Source organism: Tianweitania sediminis, from assembly GCF_017813335.1.
Taxonomy (GTDB): domain Bacteria; phylum Pseudomonadota; class Alphaproteobacteria; order Rhizobiales; family Rhizobiaceae; genus Tianweitania; species Tianweitania sediminis.
Genome location: NZ_JAGIYY010000011.1, coordinates 78,207 through 103,742, shown reverse-complemented (window position 1 = coordinate 103,742; position 25,536 = coordinate 78,207). Strand labels below are relative to the sequence as shown.

27 protein-coding genes and 1 tRNA gene are annotated in these 25,536 nt (G+C 63.0%); 18 read left to right on the top strand and 10 right to left on the bottom strand.

Annotation, left to right across the window (positions count from 1 at the left end; all coding sequences use genetic code 11):
• The first annotated feature begins 2 nt into the window (after nt 1-2).
• Together J5Y06_RS21100 and J5Y06_RS23170 are read left to right on the top strand one after the other, a co-directional pair.
• Nucleotides 3-794, top strand: coding sequence for an SDR family NAD(P)-dependent oxidoreductase (locus J5Y06_RS21100; RefSeq protein WP_209337180.1), 792 nt, complete (start codon nt 3-5; stop codon nt 792-794).
• Between the two features lie 2 nt (nt 795-796).
• A complete protein-coding gene (locus tag J5Y06_RS23170; protein ID WP_245248219.1) occupies nt 797-955 on the top strand; it encodes an AMP-binding enzyme in 159 nt (52 codons plus the stop codon).
• Nucleotides 956-1,472: 517 nt separating this feature from the next.
• Here J5Y06_RS23170 and J5Y06_RS21090 read toward each other — a convergent pair.
• Nucleotides 1,473-1,562 (bottom strand) — tRNA-Ser (locus J5Y06_RS21090).
• A gap of 219 nt (nt 1,563-1,781) precedes the next feature.
• On the opposite strand from J5Y06_RS21090, the gene J5Y06_RS21085 reads away from it, so the two are divergent.
• The 3 genes from J5Y06_RS21085 to J5Y06_RS21075 all read left to right on the top strand — a co-directional run bounded on the left by J5Y06_RS21085 (nt 1,782) and on the right by J5Y06_RS21075 (nt 4,043).
• A complete protein-coding gene (locus J5Y06_RS21085; protein ID WP_209337179.1) occupies nt 1,782-2,093 on the top strand; it encodes a hypothetical protein in 312 nt (103 codons plus the stop codon).
• A gap of 94 nt (nt 2,094-2,187) precedes the next feature.
• Nucleotides 2,188-2,862, top strand: a complete 675-nt coding sequence (gene msrA / locus J5Y06_RS21080) for a peptide-methionine (S)-S-oxide reductase MsrA (RefSeq protein ID WP_209337178.1) — start codon at nt 2,188-2,190, stop codon at nt 2,860-2,862.
• Between the two features lie 188 nt (nt 2,863-3,050).
• Nucleotides 3,051-4,043, top strand: a complete 993-nt coding sequence (locus tag J5Y06_RS21075) for a BMP family lipoprotein (RefSeq protein WP_209337177.1) — start codon at nt 3,051-3,053, stop codon at nt 4,041-4,043.
• A gap of 37 nt (nt 4,044-4,080) precedes the next feature.
• Here the strand turns inward: J5Y06_RS21075 and J5Y06_RS21070 are convergent, their stop codons facing one another.
• On the bottom strand, nt 4,081-5,403 hold the full coding sequence (locus J5Y06_RS21070) for a glycerate kinase type-2 family protein (RefSeq protein ID WP_209337176.1): 1,323 nt from the start codon (nt 5,401-5,403) through the stop codon (nt 4,081-4,083).
• Between the two features lie 100 nt (nt 5,404-5,503).
• On the opposite strand from J5Y06_RS21070, the gene J5Y06_RS21065 reads away from it, so the two are divergent.
• Nucleotides 5,504-6,964 carry an amidase gene (locus J5Y06_RS21065; RefSeq protein ID WP_209337175.1) on the top strand — a complete coding sequence of 487 codons (1,461 nt, stop codon included), beginning with the start codon at nt 5,504-5,506 and terminating at the stop codon, nt 6,962-6,964.
• On the opposite strand, the gene J5Y06_RS21060 is transcribed toward J5Y06_RS21065, so the two are convergent.
• Complete coding sequence (locus J5Y06_RS21060; protein ID WP_342453472.1) at nt 6,955-8,616, bottom strand: amidohydrolase; 1,662 nt, start codon at nt 8,614-8,616, stop codon at nt 6,955-6,957. The genes J5Y06_RS21065 and J5Y06_RS21060 overlap by 10 nt on opposite strands.
• Nucleotides 8,617-8,754: 138 nt before the next feature.
• Here J5Y06_RS21060 and J5Y06_RS21055 point away from each other — a divergent pair, with 138 nt between their 5' ends.
• The 5 genes from J5Y06_RS21055 to J5Y06_RS21035 are packed head-to-tail and all read left to right on the top strand — an operon-like array spanning nt 8,755 to nt 14,131.
• Nucleotides 8,755-9,861 (top strand): ABC transporter ATP-binding protein, encoded by a 1,107-nt coding sequence (locus J5Y06_RS21055; RefSeq protein WP_209337174.1) that lies wholly within the window; start codon nt 8,755-8,757, stop codon nt 9,859-9,861.
• A gap of 2 nt (nt 9,862-9,863) precedes the next feature.
• Nucleotides 9,864-10,793, top strand: a complete 930-nt coding sequence (locus tag J5Y06_RS21050) for an ABC transporter permease (RefSeq protein WP_209337173.1) — start codon at nt 9,864-9,866, stop codon at nt 10,791-10,793.
• Nucleotides 10,786-11,586, top strand: coding sequence for an ABC transporter permease (locus J5Y06_RS21045; RefSeq protein WP_209337172.1), 801 nt, complete (start codon nt 10,786-10,788; stop codon nt 11,584-11,586). The genes J5Y06_RS21050 and J5Y06_RS21045 overlap by 8 nt, the downstream gene beginning before the upstream one ends.
• A 22-nt stretch (nt 11,587-11,608) precedes the next feature.
• Nucleotides 11,609-12,643, top strand: a complete 1,035-nt coding sequence (locus tag J5Y06_RS21040) for an ABC transporter substrate-binding protein (RefSeq protein WP_245248217.1) — start codon at nt 11,609-11,611, stop codon at nt 12,641-12,643.
• A gap of 51 nt (nt 12,644-12,694) precedes the next feature.
• Nucleotides 12,695-14,131 (top strand): amidase, encoded by a 1,437-nt coding sequence (locus J5Y06_RS21035; protein WP_209337171.1) that lies wholly within the window; start codon nt 12,695-12,697, stop codon nt 14,129-14,131.
• 9 nt (nt 14,132-14,140) lie between these two features.
• On the opposite strand, the gene J5Y06_RS21030 is transcribed toward J5Y06_RS21035, so the two are convergent.
• Both J5Y06_RS21030 and J5Y06_RS21025 read right to left on the bottom strand, forming a co-directional pair.
• Nucleotides 14,141-14,590, bottom strand: coding sequence for a hypothetical protein (locus tag J5Y06_RS21030; protein ID WP_209337170.1), 450 nt, complete (start codon nt 14,588-14,590; stop codon nt 14,141-14,143).
• An 85-nt stretch (nt 14,591-14,675) separates the two neighbouring features.
• Nucleotides 14,676-14,888 carry a SlyX family protein gene (locus tag J5Y06_RS21025; RefSeq protein WP_209337169.1) on the bottom strand — a complete coding sequence of 71 codons (213 nt, stop codon included), beginning with the start codon at nt 14,886-14,888 and terminating at the stop codon, nt 14,676-14,678.
• Nucleotides 14,889-15,083: 195 nt separating this feature from the next.
• Here J5Y06_RS21025 and J5Y06_RS21020 point away from each other — a divergent pair, with 195 nt between their 5' ends.
• The 4 genes from J5Y06_RS21020 (at nt 15,084) to J5Y06_RS21005 (ending at nt 17,233) form a co-directional block, all read left to right on the top strand.
• Nucleotides 15,084-15,743: a peroxiredoxin gene (locus tag J5Y06_RS21020; RefSeq protein ID WP_209337168.1), complete on the top strand. Its 660-nt coding sequence runs from the start codon at nt 15,084-15,086 to the stop codon at nt 15,741-15,743.
• A 99-nt stretch (nt 15,744-15,842) separates the two neighbouring features.
• On the top strand, nt 15,843-16,199 hold the full coding sequence (locus tag J5Y06_RS21015; RefSeq protein ID WP_209337167.1) for an ArsR/SmtB family transcription factor: 357 nt from the start codon (nt 15,843-15,845) through the stop codon (nt 16,197-16,199).
• Entirely contained in the window at nt 16,196-16,627 is a 432-nt protein-coding gene (locus tag J5Y06_RS21010) for an SRPBCC family protein (protein ID WP_209337166.1), read from the top strand. Before J5Y06_RS21015 ends, J5Y06_RS21010 begins: the two co-directional genes overlap by 4 nt.
• 27 nt (nt 16,628-16,654) lie before the next feature.
• A complete protein-coding gene (locus J5Y06_RS21005; protein WP_209337165.1) occupies nt 16,655-17,233 on the top strand; it encodes an SRPBCC family protein in 579 nt (192 codons plus the stop codon).
• 48 nt (nt 17,234-17,281) lie between these two features.
• Here J5Y06_RS21005 and J5Y06_RS21000 read toward each other — a convergent pair whose 3' ends face one another.
• Genes J5Y06_RS21000 through ubiE form a run of 4 tightly spaced genes read right to left on the bottom strand, consistent with a single transcriptional unit; the run spans nt 17,282 to nt 21,455 of the window.
• Complete coding sequence (locus tag J5Y06_RS21000; protein ID WP_209337164.1) at nt 17,282-17,836, bottom strand: GNAT family N-acetyltransferase; 555 nt, start codon at nt 17,834-17,836, stop codon at nt 17,282-17,284.
• The gene (gene coaBC, locus J5Y06_RS20995; RefSeq protein WP_209337163.1) at nt 17,836-19,077 is read right to left on the bottom strand and encodes a bifunctional phosphopantothenoylcysteine decarboxylase/phosphopantothenate--cysteine ligase CoaBC; all 1,242 of its coding nucleotides are present in this window, start codon (nt 19,075-19,077) and stop codon (nt 17,836-17,838) included. Before coaBC ends, J5Y06_RS21000 begins: the two co-directional genes overlap by 1 nt.
• Before the next feature lie 16 nt (nt 19,078-19,093).
• A complete protein-coding gene (ubiB, locus tag J5Y06_RS20990) occupies nt 19,094-20,665 on the bottom strand; it encodes a 2-polyprenylphenol 6-hydroxylase (protein WP_209337162.1) in 1,572 nt (523 codons plus the stop codon).
• A 13-nt stretch (nt 20,666-20,678) separates the two neighbouring features.
• Entirely contained in the window at nt 20,679-21,455 is a 777-nt protein-coding gene (ubiE, locus tag J5Y06_RS20985; RefSeq protein ID WP_209337161.1) for a bifunctional demethylmenaquinone methyltransferase/2-methoxy-6-polyprenyl-1,4-benzoquinol methylase UbiE, read from the bottom strand.
• A 108-nt stretch (nt 21,456-21,563) separates the two neighbouring features.
• Here ubiE and J5Y06_RS20980 point away from each other — a divergent pair, with 108 nt between their 5' ends.
• The 3 genes from J5Y06_RS20980 to J5Y06_RS20970 all read left to right on the top strand — a co-directional run bounded on the left by J5Y06_RS20980 (nt 21,564) and on the right by J5Y06_RS20970 (nt 23,924).
• The gene (locus J5Y06_RS20980; RefSeq protein ID WP_209337220.1) at nt 21,564-22,562 is read left to right on the top strand and encodes an adenosine deaminase; all 999 of its coding nucleotides are present in this window, start codon (nt 21,564-21,566) and stop codon (nt 22,560-22,562) included.
• A gap of 78 nt (nt 22,563-22,640) precedes the next feature.
• Nucleotides 22,641-23,270 carry a uracil phosphoribosyltransferase gene (upp, locus tag J5Y06_RS20975; protein ID WP_209337160.1) on the top strand — a complete coding sequence of 210 codons (630 nt, stop codon included), beginning with the start codon at nt 22,641-22,643 and terminating at the stop codon, nt 23,268-23,270.
• Nucleotides 23,271-23,363: 93 nt separating this feature from the next.
• Nucleotides 23,364-23,924: a TIGR02281 family clan AA aspartic protease gene (locus J5Y06_RS20970; protein ID WP_209337159.1), complete on the top strand. Its 561-nt coding sequence runs from the start codon at nt 23,364-23,366 to the stop codon at nt 23,922-23,924.
• 296 nt (nt 23,925-24,220) lie between these two features.
• Here the strand turns inward: J5Y06_RS20970 and deoA are convergent, their stop codons facing one another.
• A complete protein-coding gene (gene deoA, locus J5Y06_RS20965; protein WP_209337158.1) occupies nt 24,221-25,534 on the bottom strand; it encodes a thymidine phosphorylase in 1,314 nt (437 codons plus the stop codon).
• Between the last annotated feature and the right edge of the window lie 2 nt (nt 25,535-25,536).

Sequence of the window (25,536 nt, the reverse complement as noted above, 5' to 3'; positions counted from 1 at the left end):
AAATGGCATCCGAGGGCAGGGCAGGCGTCGCGCTGATCACCGGCGGGGGAACGGGTGTCGGTGCGGCCGCGGCCGGGATGCTAGCGAAGCGCGGTTATCATGTAGCGGTGAATTACAGCCGCAGCGCTGCTGAGGCGAAAGCAACCGTGGCGGCGCTGAAAGAGACCGGTGCTGACGCCCTCGCCATCCAGGGCAGCGTGGCCGACGATGCGGATTGCCGCCGCATGGTGTCGGAGGTCGTGGAACGCTGGGGTCGGCTGGACATCCTGATCAATTCGGCCGGAACCACGCAGTTCACCGCGCTCGCCAACCTCCAAGCGCAGAATTCCGAGGACTTTCACCGCGTTTTCGATGTGAATGTGGTCGGCACCTACCAGATGGTCCGCGCCGCATCCGAGCACCTGACGCGCAGCAACAAGGGCGCGGTGGTCAATATCTCGTCCATCGCCGGTCCGACCGGCAATGGCAGCTCGCTGGCCTACATCGCGTCCAAAGGCGCGCTGAACAGCATGACGCTCGCACTGGCGCGTCTGCTTGCACCGAAGGTGCGGGTGAATGCTGTGCTGCCGGGCATGATCAGTTCGCGCTGGATGAAGGACGGGCTTGGCGAGGAGGCATTTGCCGGCGTTGCGCGGGGCTTTGCCGAAGCCTCGGCTCTGGGCGACATCTCTTCACCGGAAGAGATCGCGGCCGGCGCCATCTTCCTTGCTTGCGACGCCACCAAGATGACAGGACAACTCATGACCATCGACGGCGGCTACACGCTTGGCCGCGCGGTCAAGCTCTCGAAGTGATCATGACTGAGCCTGCCATTCGCCACGAGGTGCATTTTGGCCGCGTTGTGCGGTGCATCGAAGTGGAAAGCACGTTATCGTATCATCCGGATGTCGTTGAGGCCGCCGTGATCGGCAAGCCGGATCCGGTGCTGGAGGAAAAGGTACACGCCTTTATCTGAGCGACGGGCGTCAACAGGATCCTGCATCCCCTAAGGCTTGGTGCGCCGAGCGCCTGTCCGACTACAAGGTGCCCGACAGCATCAGCTTCCTGGATGAGCCGCTGCCGCGAAACGCCAATGGCAAGATCCTGAAAACCACATTGCGCGACCTTCTGCCAGCCTGATTTGGTCGTGCGAGGATCTGCTCGTGTTGTGCCCTCCGCGCGCGTTGACCAGCCGAGGCAGGGCGCAACACCCTGCCATAGGTTGTTGCCGGTCGAACGTGGCACGAGTCACCCACGGCGCTCCTGCGGGCCCAAAATCAGTTCTCGCGATCCCGTTTCAGGAGCCGCTTGGAAGAGGGAAGTTATCTAGAGGAGGCATCTCCTCAAGAACGTGGTTGCGTGTGCTAGCGACATCTAAGTGCGAAGGGCCTCCGTCAAAGCCGATATTACCTTCGCAAATGTGGGGTCATTCGTGGTTCAACGCGCCGCTAGAACAGTTCGTGCCGTCGTTATCAATAACTTGCCGGATCTCATGGCGGAGAGAGGGGGATTCGAACCCCCGATACGGTTTCCCGTATACACACTTTCCAGGCGTGCGCCTTCAACCACTCGGCCACCTCTCCGCGGTCAACGGAATGGCGAAGCCAACTTCCGAGGACGGCGCTGTCTAGTCGATTAGCCGGCGGATGCCAAGCGTCAATCCTGCGGCATGCTCACACAGCGTTGAAAGGAGAGCGGGACACCCGCATGTTGCGGTTTGCACACGCGAAACCTATTTCTTGTGAAACAGATTAGGAAGGCTGAGCGGCAACGGGGGCGTCATGCGTGGGATCCGCTTTTTTTTGCGCCTCGCGGCCACGCTGAGCCTGATCCTCGCTCTTTTTCTGGCGATCGGCGATGCCGCGCGCTCCGTGGCCGTCGCGGATTGGCGGGTGACGCCGATGATCGCAAGCTGGCTTGAAACGGCGCCGGCCAGCCTTGAAGCGGCGCAGGCCTGGGTCATCCGCTGGTTGGGCGAAGCGGCATGGGACCCGGCGATGGTGTCGCTGTTGGCGCTGCCCGGCTTCTTGTTGTTCGCCGCGATGGCGGTGGTGTTTTACGCGTTGGGCCGCAGCCCCGCTCCCAAACGAGGGCGGATCGCGCGGGTGGCGTGAGGCTTCCGCAAGGATGCAGAGCGTCCAAGGCAAAGCAATGTTTTGAATGATCGGGGCTGTGTTTGCGCAGCCGCCGGGATGAAAGGAAGCCACCATGTTCTTTTTGAGCGATCTCCTGAACAAGAAAACGACGATGCCGACGGCTGACAATGCGCTGCCCGGTCGGAGCCAGCCGATCCCGACCGCGCGCACGCATGCCGTGTCCGGGCTGCCGCTCGACGGCGACGTGCCGGACAATCTGGAGGTCGTATATCTCGGCATGGGCTGTTTTTGGGGCGCCGAGCGCCTGTTCTGGCAAACGCCCGGCGTTTACCTCACGGCTGTGGGTTATGCTGGCGGCCTGACACCCAACCCGACCTACCGCGAAACCTGCACCGGGCTCACAGGCCACGCAGAGGTGGTGAAGGTGGTGTATGATCCGGTGAAAGTGACCTTTCCGGAACTGCTTGCGATCTTCTGGGAAAGCCATGATCCCACGCAGGGCATGCGCCAGGGCAATGATGTCGGCACCACCTACCGGTCGGTGATTCATGCCACGACGGACGCCCAGCTTCAGGCGGCGATTGCCTCCCGCGCGGCCTACCAGCAGGGCTTGTCCGATGCAGGGCTGGGCCAGATCACAACGGAGATCGAGCCGGCGCCGCTGTTCTTCTTCGCGGAGGAAGAGCACCAGCAGTATCTCGCCAAGAACCCCGGCGGCTATTGCGGCCTTCGCGGCACCGGCGTGTCCTGTGCCGCCGCTCCTGCAGCCGTAGAGCCTGCCGAATAAATAACCGCGCGACCAGCGACGCCCTGTCGGAAACGCTCCCGGAGGGCGCGCTCTTTTGTGCGTGAAATCTCCTAGCATGCGTGCCACATTGGGCAGGAAGCAGGGAAACAAGAACCTGCCGCTTGTGCTGGCCGCCTCGGCTGCCGCGCGAGCCACACCAACCGGGAACCGACAGGGGTTTGAACCAGATGAAGCGACTTTTCCTCGGCCTTTTGACCGCCACCGCCTTGAGTATGCCTGCTTGGGCGCAAGACGACGTGCAGCCCGCTTTGTTGTTTGATCTGGGCGGCAAGTTCGACAAGTCCTTCAACGAAGCCGCTTATAATGGCGCTGAAAAGTTCAAGGCTGAGACCAATACGGATTACGTCGAATTCGAAGTTTCCAACGAAGCGCAACGCGAGCAGGCCCTGCGCCGCTTCGCGGATGACGGCCGCAACCCGATCGTCGCAATCGGCTTTGCCTGGTCGTCCACGCTCGAAAAGGTGGCCAAGGAATATCCGGAACTGAACTTCGCGATCATCGACAGCGTGGTGGACGCGCCCAACGTTCAGTCGGTCGTCTACAAGGAAGAAGAAGGCTCCTACCTCGTCGGCCTTCTGGCGGCCATGGCTGCCGAGTCGGACAAGGTCGGCTTCGTTGGCGGCATGGACATCCCGCTGATCCGCAAATTTGCTTGCGGTTATGTCGGGGGTGCCAAGGCTGCCGGCGCAACGGACGTCCTGCAGAACTACACCGGCGACACGCCGGCGGCCTGGAACGACCCGACGAAGGGCAGCGAGATCGCGAAGTCGCAGATCGATCAGGGCGCGGATGTGATCTATCATGCCGCCGGGGGCACGGGCGTCGGCGTTCTTCAGGCTGCGGCGGATGCGGGCAAGCTCGGCATTGGCGTTGACTCCAACCAGAACATGCTCCACCCCGGCAAGATCCTGACCTCCATGGTGAAGCGGGTGGATGTCGCCGTTTATAACGCCTTCACGGATGCGGCGAAGGGCGAGTTCAAGGCCGGCACCAACGTGCTTGGCTTGAAGGAGGGCGGCGTCGACTACGCGATGGACGAAAACAACAAGGATCTGGTGACGGAAGAGATGAAGGCGGCGGCCGAAAAGGCCAAGGCCGACATCATCGCCGGAACGGTGACCGTTCACGACTACATGTCGGACAACGCCTGCCCTTATTGAGGCTCGGCTCTCTCGCAACAAGCAACGCCGCGGCAGATCATGCCGCGGCGTTTTCTTTTGCGCCGAGCAGGATCACCTGAAGGTCAGCCACATTTGTGCCGGTGGCGCCGGTGATAAGAAGGTCGCCGGAAGCGCGGAGCGCTGGGTAAGCGTCGTTGTTGCCTAGGAGCGTCAGCGGGTCGAGCCCCGCTGCCCGGATCCTGTGCGGCGTGCCGGCATTCACCAAGGCACCGGCCGCATCGGTGGGGCCGTCCCGACCGTCGGTTCCGCCGCTGAGAAACACGAACGACCGCGCGAGCGGTGAAGCTTCGGCCTGGAGCGCAAAGCGAAGCGCCAGTTCCTGGTTGCGGCCGCCGCGTCCGCTGCCGGTGACCTGTACGGTCGGTTCCCCGCCGGACAGGATTGCAATGGGGGCAGCGGTCTGCTCAAGGCACAAGGCATGCATCCGGCGGGTGGCATCCGCGACATCGCCGTCGAGCCAGCCAGGCAAACGCAGCACAGTCCAACCCATCGAAACGGCAGCTCCCTGCATGGCATCCACGCTGAGGCGGTTGCTGCCGATCACGCGGTTTTCGACGGTCAGGCCGGCGGGAGGTGGAGCAGCCGCGGATGTGCTGGCCAGCGCGTTCCGCGGGCCCGCAGGCAGCGCATGGAGAAGGCGGTAACGGGCCAGAATCGCCAGCGCGTGCTCGCGCTGAGCTTGCGGCGAAGGGCTCGGCCAAAGCGTCGGTCCACTGGCGATGGTGGCGAGATCGTCGCCGGGAACATCCGACACGATCAAGGCAAGCACGGCGGCAGGTGCCGCCGCGCGTGCCAACCCACCGCCCTTCAGCCGGGACACCGCACTTCGCACCACATTGATCTCGCGAATATCGGCGCCGGACCGGATCAGGGCGTCATTGAGCGCAATCTTGTCCTCGGGTGTCACGCCTTCTGCTGGCGAGCACACAAGTGCCGAACCGCCGCCGCTCACCAGGCAGACCACAAGGTCGCTCTTTTTCGCCTGAAGGGCCAGCTGTTCCAGCGCTTCTCCACCTCGAACGCTGTTTTTGTCCGGCAGCGGGTGCCCGCCGGGAATCACAGTTGCGCCCGGCACCGGCGCCGCGTTCTCCGGGTTGGTGACGACCACCGTGCCAGCCAACTTTTCAGCCAAAAAGGGAAGGGCGGCGCGCGCCATCGGCACGGCAGCCTTGCCGAGCGCCAACAGGAAGATCCGCTCGGCTGCAGCAATTTGGGCGGTGCGCTCCCGCAGAGCCTGTTCCACGGCGCCCGCCGGATCTGCCCGGCGCACGCCGGCTTGGAAAAGCGCCAGCGCTGTTTGCCGCAGCTCCTCGTCGGGCCTGTTGTTCGTCGAAATCATGGCTCGACCTAGCGCGAACGGGCTTTCGCCACCAGCCACTCTTGTTTTCCGGCGCGCCGCAATCGTATCCACATGGGGAACACCTGCAGGAGGGAAGCCCATGTCGATCGCCAGCCTTTACGACCAGTCGGATGCCGTGGCGCTGGCCGCCCACGTTGCAGCGGGCGATGTGTCGCCGGTTGAACTGCTGGACGAAGCGCTGCGCCGCGGCGAGGCCGTCAACCCACAGATCAATGCTCTGACCTTGTTGAAGCCCGATGTGGCCCGCCGCCTGATCGCTGCGGGTTTGCCAGACGGGCCGCTCAAGGGCGTCCCCTTCCTGTTGAAGGATCTCGGCGCCGAAGCGATCGACTTCCCGGGTCACAACGGCTCGAAAAGCACGATGAACACGACCTATGCCCGAAATTCTGCGCTTTACGAGCGCCTCGCGGCGGCTGGCTTGGTCACCTTTGGTCGCACCACCGCTCCGGAAGGCGGCGTCGGACCGGCCACCGAAGCGGCCGTATATGGCGGACCGACGCGCAACCCCTGGAATCTCGACCGTACGGCTGGTGGCTCCTCCGGCGGCGCAGGATCGGCGGTGGCCGCAGGCATCGTGCCGGCCGCGCACGGCTCAGATGGCGGCGGTTCGGTCCGCATCCCTGCCTCATCCTGCGGCTTGTTTGGCTTCAAGGCTACGCGAGCCCGGTTGCCCGATGGCCCTTATGCCGGCGAAGGCTGGGCCGGCATGGCGATTGACGGCTTTCTGACGCGCTCCGTTCGCGACACGGCCGTGCTGACCGATGTTTGCCAGGGAGCAGATCTGGGCGCGCCCTATTGGGCACCTCCGCTTGGCGGAACCTTGCTGGCCGCAACGGATCGCACGCCGGGCAAGCTGCGCATTGCTTATCTCACCGACACCTTTACGGGCGCCGCGATCGATGGAGAATGCCGCCGCGCCGTTGAAGACGCGATGAGCCTGCTGCAGGACATGGGGCACACGCTGGTGGAAGCGCGGCCGCAAGCCGATACGCGCGGCATGATGGAAGCCTGGACCAAGGTCGTGGCCTGCGGCAATGCGCTGTGGATCCGCAACGTTCTGGAAGCGCGCGGCGCGCGCGCGGATGACGGGCTGATTGAAAGCATTGGCATCACCTCGCTTCATTACGCGAAGAGTGTCAGCGGCTCGGACTATCTTGAAGCTGTTGGCAGCATCCACCGCTACGGGCGCGAAATGGCGGCGTTCTTTGAAGAGCATGACATGCTCCTGACGGCGACCCTGGCAGAGCCGCCCGCCAAGATTGGGCGCTTTGCCCATGCCGATGCCGAGTATGTGGATTACCGAATGGGACCCGGTCGCGTGTTCGATTATTCGCCGTTCTGCGCGGCCTTCAACGCATCGGGACAGCCGGCAGCATCCTTGCCGCTCCATTGGACGCCGGACGGTTTACCGGTGGGCGTACACCTTGCCGCCCGCTTCGGCGCGGACGAACTCCTGATGTCGCTGTGCGCAGATATCGAGCGGGCGAAGCCGTGGTTCAGCCAGCGCCCGCCGATCTGGAGCGGCCTGCCTCAGGCCTGATAGGTGATCCGGCCGTCGCAGATCGTGGTGCGCACGTTCAGCGTGTCGATGGCGGCCGGTTCCACGGCTTCGATGTCGCCGTCCAGCACAACCACATCTGCCAGCAGGCCGGCTTTCAGCTGCCCCTGCCGATCTTCGGTGAAGGCAGCGTAAGCCCCATCGCGGGTGAAGCCAGCAATGGCGTCATGCAGGCTTTGCCGCTCGTCCGGCGCGCCCTCGAAGATCGGTCCGCGCGTCACGGCCGTCTTGATGCCGAGCAGCGGATCGAGCGGCGCCACCGGCCAGTCGCTGGAAAACACCATCTGGGCGCCGCTTCGGCGCAGCGTTTGCCAGGCATAGGCGGTCATCAAGCGGTCTCGCCCGATCAGGGTTGCCAGCGGCTCGGTCGGGTAAGCGCCGCCCGGTGCATGGGTTGGCTGCACTGAAGCCATCACGCCCAGCTTCGCAAATCGGGGCAGGTCGGCGGGATCCAGCGTTTCGATGTGTTCGATCCGGTGGCGGCTGTCTCGCGGACCGTTGGCGCGCCGCGCGGCCTCGTAGCCGTCCAGCGTGCGTCGCACGGCAGCATCGCCAATCGCATGAACCGTGATCTGGAAGCCCAGCCGGTCGACTTCGGTGCAGAGCGCATCAAAATCTTCAGCCGAGAACATGGCCTCGCCGCGCTGTCCCGGCACGCCGTTGTAGTCGTCCAGCATGAACGCCGTGGTGCTTTCGATCACGCCGTCCATGAAGAGCTTCACGAAATCGAGCCGCAGCCGGTCCGTGTTCCAGCGACGTCGTTGCGCAACAGCGTCCGAAAGGTCGCTGAGCGGATGGTCCGGCAGCATGCGAAACGGCATGCGCGCACGCACCGGCAGGCCTTCCGCATGCTCGATCTCTTGCAGCAACTCCATCTGGTAGGCGTTGCCGTCCATGTTGTGGAAGGCGGTGATCCCAAAGGAAGCACAGTAATCGAGTCCCCGCCGCATGAAACCGCGATCGATCGCCCGACCGGCGGCAGACGGCGCTTCAACTGGGTCGCGGCCTGTTGCCAGCCCCAGAAGCTCGCGCCCTTGCGTCGGCGTCATCATCACGATGGCGGAAAACGCCTCGAACTCGCGCAACTCCCCTGTGGCCAGGCCGTCCGCTCCCATCACCACCTCGTTGCCGTGCGGCAGGTTGGCGCCGTGAAGGATGCCTCCTTTTTCCAGCGCCGCTGTGTTGGCCCACATCGTGTGGTGGTCACCGGAATAAAGCGCCAGCGGACGGTCCGGCAGGATCTGGTCGAGGATCTGCCTGGTGATCGGCGTGCCTTCGCCGAAGGCGGAGTATTGCGCCTGCTCGGCAAGGATGAGCCCGTCCGGCTGGCTGGATGCGCGCGCCTGAACGGCTCGGGCGACATTGTCGAAGCCGGTAATGCCCGCAAGGTTCAGGCTATCGAGCTGAACGCCGCCGGGAAAGATGTGGATATGGCTTTCGATGAAGCCGGGCAGCACGGTTGCGCCGGCAGCGTCGATCACCCTTGTTGCACTGGATTTCAGCTCTGCCACATCCGCGCGGCTTCCCACGTGGAGGATCCGATTGCCTGCGAGCGCAACGGCCTCCGCACGCGGCTGGTCCTCGTCCATGGTCAGGACTTTCGCGTTTTCGATGATGATGTCCGCCTGCCTCACGAAGATGCTCCCCTGGTTTGCTGCATGCTTTCTACGCAACCACCTTGCTTCCTGCCAGATGGTCAAGCTAGGCTCCGCGTGATTTTCGAGCCGACGCAAGCGAGAGCCGTCGGTGAAGGACGACGTGGGGAAAAGTGCATGCCGGAGCCCTTGCGGGTGAACGAAAGGCGCGTTGCGGTTGAAGCGCGCAACATCAGCAAGGTCTTCGGCACGGGTGAGCACGCCCTGCGCGCGCTGGACGACGTGTCTGTCGGGATCGCCGAAAACGAGTTTTTCACGCTGCTGGGGCCGTCTGGCTGCGGCAAAACCACGTTGTTGCGGCTGATCGCCGGCTTCGAGTTCCCCACCAGCGGCGCCATCCTGCTTGGTGGCGAGGACATTGCGACGCTCCCGCCCTACAAACGGCCGGTGAACACCGTGTTCCAGAGCTATGCGCTGTTTCCGCATTTGACGGTGGCGCAGAATGTCAGCTTCGGCTTGGAGATGCTGGGCAAGCCGCGCGGCGAAATCGAGGCCCGCGTCGCCGAAATGCTGAAGCTGATGCGCATGGAACAGCTTGCCAACCGCCGCACGGACCAGATTTCCGGCGGCCAGGCCCAGCGCGTGGCGCTTGCCCGCGCCCTGGCGCCAGCGCCCAAGGTGCTGCTGCTCGACGAACCGCTGTCGGCGCTCGATTATAAGCTGCGCAAGGAGATGCAGCTTGAACTGAAGCGGATGCAAGCCGAAACCGGCATCACCTTCATCTTCGTGACGCACGACCAGGAAGAAGCGCTCACCATGTCGGATCGCGTCGCCGTAATGTCAGCCGGCAAGATCCTGCAGGTCGGTTCGCCGCGCGACATCTATGACAGGCCTGCCGAGCGCTTCGTGGCCGATTTCATCGGCGAAACCAACTACCTTGCCGGCACAGTGCAGGGCGTCGACGGAGGGCGGGCGGAGGTGCTGCTGAAAACCGGCGGGCGCATCTCCGCATCCTATTCCGAAGGCATGACCCCGAGCGGGGAGGTGACCCTCGTGGTGCGTCCCGAACATGCTCGGGCAGTCGAGGGGGCGGCGGATCTTTCAGGGGCGGTGGAGGACATCGTGTATTTCGGGACGGACACCCACATCCACACGCGGCTGGATGACGGCTCCGCCTTCACGGTGCGCCAGCAAAACAGCCGCAACGCGGTGCTGCCCTTTGCCCGTGGCGATCGCATCGGCATCGTTGTTGGTGATGATGCCGCTCAGGTCCTGAGGGACTGACCGTGGCGCGCGAACCCGAACTCGCCGCGCGCCAGGCGCACCGCGCGGAAATCCGCAGCCGTTGGCTCCTGTCCGCGCCGGCCTTGATCATCATCTTCGTTGCGGCTGTTGGGCCGCTCTTCGTGATGCTCGCTTATTCCGTCATGGTGCGCGGCGATTACGGCGATGTCCGCTTCGGCGAGTTCTCGAGCGAAGGCTGGTTCAACGTCTTCTTCCAGCGCGACATCTTTGACGACACGATAACCTATGCCGATGCGCATTTGTCGATCTTCTGGCGCTCCATCCGCTTGTCGCTGATCACCACCGTTTCGACCCTGATCCTCGGCTTTCCCACTGCCTATTTCATTGCGACCCGCCCCCGTCACACCCGCGAGGTGTGGGTCTTCCTGATCACCATTCCGTTCTGGACAAACCTTCTGATCCGCACATTCGCAATGCAGGAAGTGATCCGCAACGAGGGCGTGGTGAACACGCTGCTGCAGGCCTTAGGCGTCATCGACCAGCCGATCCAGATCCTTTACACCGACTGGGCGATCCTGTTCGGCATGGTTTATGTCTACCTGCCTTTGATGGTGCTGCCCCTTTACGCCAGCATGGAGCGGCTCGATTTCCGCCTCGTCGAAGCGGGCTACGACCTTTATGCCGGCCGCTTCGCCGTTCTCCGCCGCATCATCCTGCCCTTGGTGAAGCCGGGCCTCGTTGCCGGTTCGATCCTCGTCTTCATTCCTTCGCTCGGCGCCTATGTCACCCCGCGGGTGCTGGGTGGCGGCAAGAACATGATGCTCGGCAACCTGATCGAGTTGCAGTTCGGCGCTGGTCGCAACTGGCCGCTGGGGGCTGCTTTGTCGATCACGCTGATGGTGATCGTCATGGTCGCGCTTTTGTTTTACGTGCGCAACGCATCGCGTTCGGGAGCCACCGGTCATGGCTAGGTATTTCGACGTCAAGCGACAGACGGGCTTCGCAACGATCGCGATCGTCACTTTCGTGCTCCTTTACCTGCCGATCGCCATACTGGTGATCTATGCCTTCAACGAGGGCGAGTCGCTCGCAAACTGGGAAGGCTTTTCGTTGCGCTGGTTCGTGGCGGCGGCAAACAACGACGCGGTAAAGCAGGCGGCCTGGCGCTCCTTGGTGATCGCTGCGTTCGCTGCCACCTTCGCCACGATTGCCGCGACCATGGCCGCGCTGGCGACCACGCGCACGCGGCGATACCGCGGCCTTACCTTCAAATATGCGATGATCAACCAGCCGCTGATGGTGCCGGAAATCGTCACGGCCGTCGCGCTGCTGATCGTGTTTTCACAGGTCAAGGTTTGGACCGGTTATTCCGGCCTTGGCTACCTGATCCTCGCCCACACGGCGTTCTGCATTCCCTTTGCTTATCTGCCGGTGCGCGCGCGGCTCGAAAACATGGATCTCGCGTTGGAAAGCGCGGCAGCCGACCTTTACGCGACGCCCTGGAAGACCTTCCGGCGCATCACCCTGCCGCTGCTGCAACCGGGCATCGTCGCTGGCTTCATGCTGGCTTTCGTGATCTCGCTGGACGACGTCGTCATCACGGAATTCGTTAAATCCGGCGGCCAGGACACGCTGCCGACCTACATGCTGGGTCAGTTGCGGCGCGTGATCACGCCCGAGGTCAACGCGATTGCCACGCTTTTCCTTGCCCTTTCGGTGCTGATCGTGACAGCTTTCTTTTTTATCAACAGGCAGAAAGCCTGAACCAATGGAGTGGAGAACCTCTATGAAACACATGTGGAAGGCTGTTGTTGCCGCGGCTGCGCTGGCTGCGAGTGCCGGACTAGCCGAGGCTGCGGGTGAACTGAACATCTACAATTGGGGTGACTACACCAATCCCGAGCTTCTGAAGAAGTTCGAGGCCGAACATGGTGTGAAGGTGACCGTCACCGATTATGACTCCAATGATACGGCGCTCGCCAAGGTACGCGCTGGCGGTCACGGCTTCGATATCGTTGTTCCCTCCGCGAACTACATCCCGATCTGGGTGAAGGAAGGCCTCCTTCTCGAAGCCCGCCCCGACCAGATGGAGAACTTCAAGAACGTCGACAAGCGCTGGGTGGACGTGCCGTGGGATCCGGGCCGCCACTATTCCGTGCCGTGGCAGTGGGGCTTTTCGGGCATCGGCGTGAACACCAGCGTGTATGATGGCGACATCAATACCTCCGCGATATTCCTCGATCCGCCGGCGGAACTGGTGAACAAGATCAACGTCGAACCGGAAATGACCGACGTGATGTTCGCCACGATCAAGTATCTGGGCGGCGACTGGTGCACCGAAGACCGCGAACTCCTTAAGAAGGTGCGCGACAAGCTCGTGGAAGCCAAGACCAAGTGGCTGGCCATGGACTACAGTGTCACCGAGAAGCTGCCACGCGGTGACTACTCGGCCGTTTACTATTGGAACGGCGCCATCATGCGCTCGCGCCTGGCAAACCCGGACATCAAGTTCGGCTTCCCGAAGGAAGGCTTCCCGATCTTCATGGACAGCGTCGCGATCCTGAAGGATGCCAAAAATCCGGAAAACGCGAAGCTCTTCATGAACTTCATCATGGATCCGGAAAACGCCGCCCTGATCTCGGCGCATGCGAAATATGCCAATGGCATCGCGGGCTCTGAACAATACATGCCGCCGGAAATGAAGGATGCACCGGAACTGGTGATCCCGGCGGAATACGAGGATGCCGGCGAGTTCCTCGAGCAGTGTTCGCCCGAAGTGTCGCAGCTCTACACCCGCATCTGGACGGAAGTAAGCAAGTAACATCAGCAGGCGCGCGGCTGGACCGGCCGCGCGCTTTCTTTTTGGCAGATCATGACTGACATCGCCGACCGGGACGCATCCAGCCTGTCCGCCGCCCTTGCAACAGGCGACCTGTCCTGCGTAGAGGTGATGGCGGCGTTTCTCGACCGCATCGGTGGACGCAATCCCGCAATCAACGCCATCGTCTCGCTGCGTCAGCGCGAAGACCTGCTGAACGAAGCTGCAGCGGCCGATGCCGCTCTGGCGCTCGGACAGTCAAAGGGCTGGCTGCACGGCATTCCCATCGCGGTGAAAGACCTCGTGGACACGGCGGGGCTGCGCAGCACCCATGGCTCTCCGATCTTTGCCGATCACGTTCCCAAGAAAGATGATCTGCTGGCGGCTCGCCTGCGTGCAGCCGGCGCCATCTTCATAGGCAAAACCAACACGCCGGAATGGGGGCTGGGCTCGCACAGCTACAATCCCGTTCACGGTGTGACACGCAATCCTTATGACCACACACGCTCCGCCGGCGGCTCATCGGGCGGCGCGGCAGCCGCGTTGGCGGCCCGCCTCGTACCGGTCGCCGACGGGTCGGACATGATGGGCTCGCTGCGCAATCCCGCCGCCTTCTGCAACGTGTATGGCATGCGTCCGAGCTATGGCCGCGTCCCGGCGGATGCGGATGGCGAGACCTTCCTGCACCAGCTTTCCACCGACGGCCCGATGGCGCGCAGCGTGTCGGATCTCGCGCGACTGCTGGATACGCTGGCGGGCCACAATCCCGAGCACCCCCATTCCCTCCCGAAAGCGGAAGCCTTTGCGCCGCACCTTTCCGCCAAGATTAAGGGTCGGAAGATTGCTTGGCTGGGCGATTGGAGCGGTGCCTACCCGATCGAGCCGGGCATCTTGCCTCTGTGCGAGGAAGCGCTTCGGGTCTTTGACGACATGGGGGCGGAGGTCGAGCCCGTGTCGGCTCCATTCCCAGCCGACGCTCTGTGGCAATCCTGGACGGTGCTGCGCTCTTTCGCGGTGTCCGGCTCCTTGCGTGCGCATTGGGACAATCCCGCGCAGCGGGAACTCCTGAAGCCGGAAGCGATCTACGAGATCGAACGGGGGCAGCGGCTCACCGCGCAGGAGATCCAGGCGGCCAGCGCTCTGCGATCGCAGTGGTTCGCCGCAGCGGCACGGGTGTTCGACCGCTTCGACGCGCTTGTGCTGCCGTCGGCTCAGGTGTTCCCGTTTCCGGCCGAATGGACATGGCCGCGTGCGATCAACAATCAAGCAATGGACAGCTATCACCGCTGGATGGAGGTGGTGGTGCCGGCGTCTCTTGTCGGCCTGCCCGCCCTGAACGTGCCGGCCGGCTTCTCGCCAACGGGTCTGCCGATGGGCATGCAACTGATCGGGCGGCGGGGGAACGATCTCCGACTTCTGCAACTCGGGCAGGCCTACCACGAGGCGACAAACTGGCCCGAGCGCCGACCGCCTGTTTTCGACGGCCAGTAGCGGCGGCGGCTACTGCAGCAATGTCGCCAAAGGGCCGGCTTCCGGCGCCATAACCAGGACGGCGGCACCGGTCAGGGCAAAGCCAATCGTGAACGCCACAAGGGAAACGCCCAAGGTGGAATGCTTCTTCGGGGCGCCTGCAGACCAAGTCGGTGAACCACGGTCATTAGCAGGCCAAAACGCGCGTTTTCGCCAGCCGCCGGGTTGCGAAAGGCGGCAAAGCCCGCGTGTCCGGCGACGCCACTCTTCATCAGCCACGACTGGCAGGAGATCTGCAACCGAAACATCCGGCTCGGCTCGCCGCAACCGGTCTGCAAGGGCAACAACCGTGCTTTCGAAGGATGGATCGAAGCTGAACTGCCGGTCAAGGCGCATGCTGTCGCGTCCATCCAGCCTGCCGAGCAGGCTGTCGTGTGCCAGTGCCGCACGGCGGTCGAAGCGCATGACGTCGTCAATCATTGCAGGCCCCTGATCCTCCTCGTCATCGGAAAGAATGATCGGAACTCGACAAGGTTCCGGAGCGAGGTAAATCTCTGAAGCCGGTTCACCAGTGCGGTGGTTTGGTCACCGGCACGTCCGGTGCGGTCTGCTCTTCCAAGGCAAGAAAACGGTCGGTCAGCAGGTCTAGCTTGCGCTGCAAAGCCGTGATGACCTTCCATTGCTCGGCAAGTTCTCCGGAAAGCTCGCCGATCACCCGCTCCTGCTCGGCAGCCAGCCGTTCAAGATCCACAAGGCGTTCACCGTCGGTTTTGGTCATGATGGGTTCTTTTCGCTAGAAGAAGGTCTGTGGAACGCCTCGCGGAATAGCATTCTCAAAAACGCCGCTGGAGGCGGATTCAAGTTTGCCGAACCGGCAGTCGCCGCGTGGGCCCTGCCTCGCAGGAAAAGCGGCGGCGACCTATATAGGGTGTCAGCGATTTCTCTGCATCATCGAAGCTTCCGGAGGTTTTCAATGGGATTGCGCATCAACGACACGGCCCCAGATTTCACGGCCGAAACCACGCAGGGCCAGATCCACTTTCATGACTGGATCGGCGACGGCTGGGGCGTTCTGTTTTCCCACCCGAAGAACTTCACGCCCGTTTGCACCACCGAACTCGGCACGATGGCTGGCCTCGAAGGCGAGTTCGCCAAGCGCAACGTCAAGATCATTGGCATCTCGGTGGATCCGGTGGAAAGCCACGGCCAATGGAAGCAGGACATCCAGACCGCCACGGGCTATGCGGTGGAATACCCGCTGATCGGCGACAAGAACCTCGAAGTTGCAAAGCTCTATGACATGTTGCCGGCTGAAGCAGGCAGCAGTTCCGAAGGGCGCACGCCGGCGGACAATGCTACGGTCCGTTCCGTGTACGTGATCGGGCCGGACAAGAAGATCAAGCTGATCCTCACTTATCCGATGACCACGGGCCGCAACTTCGACGAGATCCTGCGCGCCATCGATTCCATTCAGCTCACGGCCAAGCACAAGGTCGCGACGCCCGCCAACTGGAAGAACGGCGACGACGTCATCATCACGGCAGCGGTGTCAGACGAGGAAGCCAACGAGAAGTTCGGCTCTTTCGAGCGGGTGCTGCCTTACCTGCGCAAGACCAGGCAGCCCAGCGCCTGAGGCATCGTGAAGAGGTCGGCTGACAGCCGGCCTTTTTCTTTGCGCAAACGATAAACCAAATGGTTGACAATCGAGTTGAGAACGCAGATAGTAAACTACATGGTTGAGCAACAGCACGTCACTTTGGATCGGGTTTTTCATGCCCTTTCGGATCGCACGCGCCGCGCCATGCTGCAGCGGCTGACCGAAGGCGAGAAGACGGTGAGCGATCTTGCCGCGCCGCACGCGATGAGCCTTGCGGGTGCGTCCAAGCACATCCGGGTGCTGGAAGGCGCGGGGCTTGTTCGCAGGCGCATTGAGGGCCGCGTCCACTTCTGCCGGCTGGAAGCCGAGCGGCTGAAACAAGCGGATAACTGGCTCAAGCACTACGAGCGCTTCTGGAACGAGCGTCTGGATGCTCTGGAAACGCTGCTGCGCGAAGAAGATGAACAAGCAAACGGAGGAGCGAGCCGATGACGGAAACCGTACGCGTTGTTGTATCCCGCCGCTTTGACGCTTTGCCGGAACGCGTCTTCGACGCCTGGCTTGATCCTGCCATCGCGCGCCGCTGGCTGTTTACCACAACCGACACGAAGATCTCGGTTTGCGAAATCGACGGCCGCGTTGGCGGCGCCTTCAAGCTGGTGGATCATCGCCCGGACGGCGACATCACGCATGTCGGCACTTACCTCGCGATCGAGCGGCCGCACTTGCTGGTCTTCACCTTCGCGGTCCCGCAGTTCAGTCCACTTCACGATCGCGTCACGGTCGAGATTGAGCCGGATGGTGCCGGCTGCGTCCTGACGCTCACCAACGAGATGGACGCTGGCAACGCGGAATGGATCGAGCCGGCCAAGGAAGGCTGGACGATGATGCTCGCTTCTTTGGAGCGAGAACTGACCTGAACGTCACCTCAAACGGGAGCAACACCCATGCATGCGCAGGAAATCAACCTTTTACCCGTGCAAAAGCTTTCAAGCGACACCATCCGGGTGGAGCGACTGATGCCCGGACCTATCGAGCGCCTTTGGTCTTATCTGGTGGACGAGGACAAGCGCCGCCTTTGGTTTGCCGCGGGCGCGATGGGGCCGCAGGTCGGCTCCAAGACCCGGCTGCTGTTCAACCACGCCAACTTCGCCGACGAGCCGACGCCCGAAAAATACAAGGAAATGGACAAGGGCACGATGGGCTTCGAAGTGGAAGTGACGGTCTTTGAGCCGCCACATCGCCTGTCCTACACCTGGCCGGCCGCCCCCGGCCTGTCCGAAGTCACCTTCGACCTGGCGGAACAAGGCGACAAGGTCCTTCTTGTGCTGACGCATCAGCGACTGCGCGACGCCGGGCAGATGCTCAACGTGTCGAGTGGCTGGCATGCGCATCTGCAGGTTCTGGAGGATCTTCTCAACAACCGCAGCACCAAGGGCTTCTGGTCGAACATCGAGCGTTTGGAAAAGGATTACGCTCAGCGCTTTGGGGGCAGCGCACCTGCAAGCGACCGACCCGGAGCCTGACCGCGCGCAACAAACGCGCAAACCGGCTCGGCAGAAAATCTGAGCCGGTTAGGGTGCGCCTGCAGCGGGACGGTGAGAGGATCTGGTCCACTCGAAGATGGTCACCGCTTTGCCGCCATAGGTGGAAGGCGCCAGCTCGGTGAAGCCGAGCTTCGCCGCAACCCGGCGCGATGCGTCGTTGTCTTGGTCGATGAAGCAGGTGATGCGCTTGTCCATGAAGGTGCCGCTCGCCCAGGCAAGCGCAGCCTGCATGGCCTCCGTCGCCACGCCTTTGCCTTGCACGGCCGGCGTCATCATCCAGCCCGCTTCCAATGTGCCTCGGATCGACGGCATCAGGTCGCGGCGCATCTCGTGGAAGCCGGCGTGGCCGACATAGGTGCCGGTGTCCCGATCCGTCAACGCCCAATAGCCGAAGCCGAGCACCTGCCAAAAGCCGAAGTTGCGCATGAAGCGGCCCCAGGCATCCTCCTCGCCCCTGACGCCGCCGGTGATATGCGCCATAACAGCAGGGTCGGAACGCATCGCAGCAAAGGCAGGAAAATCCTCGAGGCGATAAGCACGCAGGGTCAAACGTTGCGTATGGAGCGTAGGAGCCTGGGTCATCACACCGTAGTCGTGTTCAAATGACGGGCCACGAGGTCGGCGAGCTTTTCGGCAACCGCGTCCTTGTCCATTTCAGGCCATTCGTCCACGCCGTCGCGGCTGACGATCTTCACCCGGTTGCGGGCGCCGCCCATGACGCCACCCGGATTGATGCCGCTGTCGTGCGAAACGTCATTGGCGACAATGAAGTCGGCACCCTTTTTGGCGAGCTTCTTTTCCGCGTTGGCGAGAACATCCTGTGTTTCCGCCGCAAACCCCACCACCAGCGTCGGCCGCTGCGCATGATGTCCGATGCCGGCGAGGATGTCGGGGTTCTCCACCATCTGGAGGCTGGGCGGTCCGCCTGCGCCCTTCTTCATCTTCTCATTGGTTTCGGTCTCGCTGCGCCAATCGGCCACGGCCGCCACCATGATCGCAGCTTCTGCTGGCAGAAGCGCTTCAACCGCGGCCTGCATCTGTCGCGCGGTTTCCACATGCGTGGTGGAAACGCCTGCCGGATCAGGGATCGTGACCGGCCCTGAAACGAGCCGCACGTCTGCGCCAAGCCGCGCAAGCGCCGCCGCGATCGCATGGCCCTGCTTGCCGGACGAGCGATTTGCAATGTAGCGCACCGGGTCGATCGGCTCGTGGGTCGGGCCGGAGGTCACGATGATGCGCCGGCCGGCGAGCAACTTCGACGGTCCTTTCACCAGATCTTCTATGGCGGAAACGATCTCCAGCGGCTCGGCCATGCGGCCTTCGCCCGCTTCGTTCTTTTCCGCCATCTCGCCGCTGTTCGGGCCCACGAAATGGATCCCGTCGCCGGCGAGTGTCTGCCGGTTGCGCCGTGTTGCCGGGTTCGCCCACATCTGCGGGTTCATGGCAGGGCCCATCAGAACCGGAGCCTTCGCAGCGAGCAGCACGGCGGAAGCCAGATCGTTGGCGTGCCCCTGGGCAAGCTTGGCCATCAGATCGGCCGTGGCGGGTGCAACCACGATCAGGTCGCAATCGCGCGCGAGCCTGATGTGGCCGACATCCTGCTCGTCCTGGCGATCAAACAGGTCGGTGAAAACGTGGTCCGCCGAAAGCGCCCCAACCGCAAGCGGCGTGATGAAGTGCTGCGCTGCCCCTGTCATGATGCAGCGAACCGCAGCGCCGCGCTCGCTCAAGCGTCGGATCAGGTCGAGGCTCTTGTAGGCGGCGATCCCGCCTCCGATGACAAGGAGGATGCGCTTTCCCGTTAGTGTCTGCTCGGTAGGCATCAGGCGGACTCCCTTCTCAGCTCACCTGAACCGCAATCCAGACCAGCGCCAGCGCGCCGACCCACAGCGCCGCACGACCCCAACGCGTGTGTCGGGCTTCTTCGCGGCCGATGGCGCGCGCGGTCTCGATGTCGAACCGTAGTCCGTTCTCCGCCATCTTGTCGATTTCCGCCGAAAGGCGCTCAGTGCGGGCCGCAAGCTCCGGTGCCTGGCGTGCCAGCGACACGAAGGCCTTTGCCGCGTCTTCGGCATCGGAAAGGAGGCCGCGCGGCCCCAGATTGTCGCGGATCCAGCTTGAAACCACCGGCTCCGAAGCCCGCCACATGTTGAAGGCGGGGTCCAGCGAACGGGCAACACCTTCCACCACCACCATGGTCTTTTGCAGCATCACCAGCTCGGGCCGTGTCTGCATGTCGAACAGTTCGGTGACCTCGAACAGAAGCGTCAGCAGCTTGCCCATGGAAATGGTTTCGGCCGGCTGGCCATGGATCGGCTCGCCGATGGCGCGAATGGCCTGCGCGAAGGAGGCCACGTCATGCCGGTGTGGCACGTAGCCGGCCTCGAAATGCACTTCCGCCACCCGCCGATAATCCCGCGTGATGAAGCCATAAAGGATCTCCGCCAGAAAACGACGCTCCTTCTTGCCCAGCCGTCCGGTGATGCCGAAATCCACCGCAACCAGCGTGCCGTCCGCTTCCACGAACAGGTTGCCGGGATGCATGTCGGCATGAAAGAAGCCGTCTCGCAGCGTGTGGCGCAGGAAGGACTGGATCAGGGTCACGGCCAACGCTTCCATGTCGTGCCCGGCTGCGCGTATGGCAGGAACGTTGTTGAGCTTCACGCCGTCGATCCATTCCAGCGTGAGCACGTCGCGCCCGGTGCGCTCCCAGTCCACCGCCGGCACCCGGAAGCCGGGATCGTTGCGCGTATTTTCTGCGATCTCGGAAAGCGCGGCGGCTTCGAGCCGCAGGTCCATTTCGATCTTGGTGGTTTGCGCCAGCGTTTGCGCCACCTCGACGGGCTTCAGGCGCCGGGTGGAGGGGATGAACCGCTCCTGCAACCGTGCGGCCAGGAAGAAGCTGTCGAGATCGGCATAAAAGCGCTGCCGGATGCCCGGACGGATCACCTTCACGGCAACCTTGCGGCCGCCAAGCGGATCGATGATCTCGCCCGGATGCACCTGCGCGATGGATGCGGCCGCAACCGGGGGTTCCAGACGCGTAAAAAGCGCATCCACGGATCGCCCGAGCGATCCTTCGATCATGAGCCGCGATTGCGCATCCGGAAAGGTCGGCATCCGGTCCTGCAACTCGGTCAAATCGAGTGCAAGTTCGCTGCCCACAACATCGGGCCGCGTGGCCAGAAACTGGCCGAGCTTCACGTATGAAGGGCCAAGTCGCTCCACGGCGCGGATCAGGCGCTGCGATCGCTCGCCGGGTGCGCGTCGGCGCGCCAGCACCTGCGCCACGCGCCAGCCGCGCTGCGGCATGCCTTCCAGGTCATGTCCCGGCAAAGCGGCGAAGACGCCCTCGCGCAACAGGATCCAGCCGGCCCGCAGGAGCCGGAAATAAGCGGCAGGCGTGCTCATCGGATGCGCGTCGTCAAAGCTTCCAGCCTGAATGCAGCGCTGCGATCCCGCCTGAATAATTGCGGTAGGTCACACGCTCGAAGCCGGCGGAGCGGATCATCGCCGCGAAGTTTTCCTGGTTCGGAAATTTGCGGATCGACTCCACGAGATACTGGTAAGGCTCGCCATCGCCGGTAACCGCCTTGCCGATGCGCGGGATCGCGTTGAACGACCACGCTTCATAGGCTTTCTCGAGAAACGGCATTTCGACCTCGGAAAATTCCAGGCACAGAAACCGGCCGCCGGGCTTGAGCACGCGAAAGGCTTCGCGGAGCGCCACGTCGATATGCGGCACGTTCCGGATCCCGAAGGCGATCGTATAGGCGTCGAAATGAAGGTCCGGGAAGGGCAGGCTTTCCGCATTGGCTTCCACGAAGGTGGTGTTGCCGGCGAGGTGCCGCTTGTTCGCCCGATCTTGGCCCACGCCCAGCATGGAGCCGTTGATGTCGAGCACCGTCGCTTGTGCATGGCCGTGCGAGGCGTCGATCACCCGAAAAGCGATGTCGCCCGTGCCACCGGCAACGTCGAGCAAGTGGAAGTCACCGCGTTTCGGCGGGTTCAGAGCCGCCACCAGAGCGTCCTTCCAGACCCGGTGCAGGCCAGCTGACATCAGGTCATTCATGATGTCGTAGCGCTGTGCGACCTTATGGAAGACGTCGTTCACAAGCGCCTGCTTTTCGCCGTCGCCGACAGCGCGGAACCCATAGGACTGGTTCATTTCGCCCGCTGCGGTGGCGCGTTGGTCTGACATGTTTTTGATCCTCAAGGTCGGCCGGACCATAGCCCAGTCAGGACCGGCGCGCTACGTTTAGGAGCGCGATGAAGAGACGCGCCGCTGTTGGCGCCGAAGGAAGAGCGGTTGCCGATCAAGGCGGAACTCCATTGTCATATCGAGGGCGCAGCGTCCCCGGACCTCGCTGTGAGCCAAGCTCGCAAGTACAACGTCGATCTCTCCGCCCTTGTTCGCGACGGCGGCTATGTCTGGCACGATTTCACGAGCTTCCTGGCCGCCTATGATGTCGTGGCAGGCCTGTTTCGCAGCGAAGACGATTATGTGCGCCTTGCCGATCATTATCTTTCGAGCCTCGCGCGCGACGGAGCGATCTATGCCGAGCTCTTTGTTTCGCCCGATCATGCACGCAAGGCAGGGCTTTCGCCCGAAGCCTATATCCGCGCCCTTGCTGAAGGCATGCAGCGGGCGGCGGCGAAAACCGGCATCGAAAGCCGCATGGTGGTTACTGGCGTGCGCCACTTCGGTGTTGAAGCCGTGGAAGCAGCCGCACGTTTCGCGGCGCGCAGCCGCCACCCGTTGATTGCGGGGTTTGGCATGGCCGGTGACGAGCGCGTTGGGGATATGGAAGACTTCGTTCGAGCCTTCGAGATCGCGCGGGAAGCTGGCCTGGGCATCACTGTGCATGCGGGTGAATTCGGCGGCTGGGAGAGTGTGGCCGCCGCACTTGATCACCTGCGGCCGTCGCGCATCGGCCATGGGGTGCGCGCGGTGGAGAACACCGACCTCGTCAAGCGTATCGCCGACGAAGGCGTGGTGCTGGAATGCTGTCCCGGCTCCAACATCGCTTTGGGCGTATTTCCAAGCCTCGCGGACCATCCATTGCCCCGGCTTCTGCAGGCGGGCTGCCGGGTCACGCTGAACTCGGACGATCCTCCCTTCTTCCGCACCTCGCTGGCAGGGGAATATGAGGCGACACGACGCGCGTTCGGCTTCGACGAGCGGACGCTGACGAGTTTCACGCAAACTGCGGTCGAGGCAGCCTTCGTGGATCGCAAAACTAGGGCGCAACTCCTCACGCGCGTCCCCAAGCCGGCTGCCCGATCCGCTTCTGCGCGAAAGCTGTGACCCAAGGCTCGCTTTTGGTTTCTCAGCCCGGCGCCGGTCTGTTAATCGAGAAAAGAAGCAGTCGGTTCGGAGTTCACCATGCAGGGCGTCACAGTCGTCGATCATCCGCTTGTGCAACACAAGCTTACCATCATGCGCTCGAAGGACACTTCGACGGCGAGCTTCCGACGCCTGCTGCGCGAGATCTCGCTGCTGCTATGTTACGAGGTGACCCGCAACCTCGAACTCACCAGCAAGGTAATCCAAACGCCCATGCAAGAGATGGAAGCACCCACGCTGGAAGGGAAGAAGCTGGTTTTCGCGTCCGTGCTGCGGGCTGGCAACGGCTTGCTTGATGGCATGCTGGACCTCGTGCCGGCCGCGCGCGTCGCTCATGTCGGTTTGTACCGCGACCACGACACCCTCGAAGCCGTGGAATACTTCTTCAAGGCACCAAGCGACCTCGAGAATCGTCTGGTGATTGTGGTTGATCCGATGCTGGCAACGGCGAACTCCGCTGTTGCTGCCGTGGAAAAGCTGAAAAGCCGCGGCGCCACCAATCTGCGGTTCGTTTGCCTGCTGGCGGCGCCGGAAGGGGTCGAGCGCTTCACCAAAGCGCATCCGGATGTTCCGGTGTTCACCGCATCCATCGACGAAAGGCTCAACGAGCAAGGCTACATCGTTCCCGGCCTGGGGGACGCGGGCGACCGTATGTACGGCACCAAATAGCATTTACCTTTTCTTCAGGACGAAAAGAGCTTTCCCGCGCTGTTAACGCGGTTTCGACCCGTGCTTGCGATGCAGGAGCGGGAGAAAGCGCTCATGTCGATGAAACTTGTCCTAGTCAGCACCTTTGTAGGCGTGGCGGCATCCGTGCCGCTGCTTTACCAGTCGAACCCAGAATTTTTCGCGAGCTTCTTTGATCGTTCTGCGAAGGAAGTCGAGCCGGTGATCGCCGCGGCAGCGCCGAAGGTCGTGATCGTCGAAAAAACCCCGGAAGAAATGCTGCAAGGACGTAAAGTGCGCGTGGAAGCGGATGAACGCGGCCATTTTGCCGCTGACTTCCGGCTCAACGGGCGCAGCACGGAAGCCATGATCGACACCGGCGCGACGCTGGTGGCCATCAATGAAAGCACGGCGCGTCGTATCGGTCTGTCGCTGAAGCCAAGTGATTTCAGTTATCGGGTCCAAACTGCCAACGGAATGGCGCGGGCTGCGGCGGCGGTTATCCGTGAGATCCAGATCGGCAAGATCCATGTCAAGGACGTTCAGGCTGCGGTTCTGGAAGACAAGGCGCTGAGCGGTACGCTCGTGGGCATGAGCTTCCTGCAGAAGATCACCCGCTACCGCGTGGAAGCCGGCGGCATGGTTCTCGAGCAGTAGCCTTCAGGCAAATTCCAGCGAAGCTGCCGTCTTCATGACAGGACCAGAGCGCCAGCCAGCGGCGTACCGGAGAGGATGAGCCACTCCCGCCGAGGCAACCGCTTTGTTCCGAACTGGAGGTGAGCGATGGTTTGTCCCATCTTCACCCCTAGACATACGAAAGATCCGGAGCGGCCGGCGTGTTCGCATCCGGGACTTGTTCGTAACAATCTTAGGAAAATGGCGTCGGCAGTTAGCGCTGCCAGCGTCACTCCAGAAATCGAGCACTTGCCCACTCAGATTTCCAGACCGAGCCGTCAAGCGCCCAGACGGTGCAGCACGAGCGCTCTTGGCTGGAGTTCTTCCGCTCCGATCCGGTAGGCTGCCCGAAGCGCTGCCGCCGCTTCCGCTGCCCTGTCCGCGTCGCGGGTATGCACGAAGCCCAGCGGTTGTCCTGCTTCCACTGCGCTTCCATGAGCCAGCAGGTGCGAAAAGCCGACTGCGGGATCCACGAGATCCGCGGGCTTTTGACGCCCTCCGCCCAACGAAACAACAGCAAGGCCGATGTCACGCGTGGCGATTGAGCCGATATAGCCAGCGCGTTCGGCAAGCACCGGCTGCACGACCGGCGCCCGGGGAAGATGGTGCTCGGCGCGTTGGAGGAAGTCGCCCGGCCCACCAAGCGCGCGCACCATGCGGCCGAAGTGCTCGGCTGCGGCGCCGCTGTCGAGCACCTGCCTGGCTCGGCGGAGACCTTCCTCGGCAGTCGGTGCCAGTCCGCTCAGAACCTGGATTTCCGCCGCAAGCGCCAGCGTCACCTCCAAGAGGCGCGAACCCTTATCCGTGCCGGTGAGGACCTCGACGGCGGCAGCAACTTCCAGGGCGTTGCCTGCGGCTGCGGCAAGCGGCTGGTTCATGTCCGTGATCAGCGCGGATGTTGCCAGACCCGCGCCATTCGCCACCTCCACGAGGCTTTGCGCCAGATGGACCGCGTCCTGCTCTTCCGCCATGAAGGCGCCGTTGCCGACCTTGACGTCGAGAACCAGGCTGCCGAGGCCCGCGGCGAGCTTCTTGCTCAGGATGGACGCCGTGATCAGCGGCACGGATTCCACCGTCGCGGTGACGTCACGCACGGCGTAAAGCCGCTTGTCGGCCGGGGCGATGTCGGTTGTGGCACCGACGATGGCGCAACCCGCCTCGGCAACGGCGCGGCGCAGCACGGTTATGTCCGGATGGCTTCGGTAGCCCGGAATGGCTTCCAGCTTGTCCAGCGTTCCCCCAGAATGGCCCAGCCCACGTCCAGAGATCATGGGGACGAAGGCACCGCAGGCCGCGAGGATCGGCGCCAGGATCAAGGAAACGGTGTCGCCGACACCGCCCGTGGAGTGCTTGTCGACCACCGGGCCGGGAAGCTCCGACCAATCGAGCACGGCCCCGCTGTTACGCATGGCAAGCGTCAGCGCCACGGCTTCTTGCCGGTTCATGCCTTGGAGCAGGATCGCCATGGCAAGTGCTGCCACTTGTCCTTCGCTGAAGCGCCCATCCGTCAGGCCTCCCACGAAGAACCCGATCTCCTCGGCCGAAAGGCTTTCCCCGTCTCGCTTGCGGCGGATGATCTCCTGCGGCAGCATTC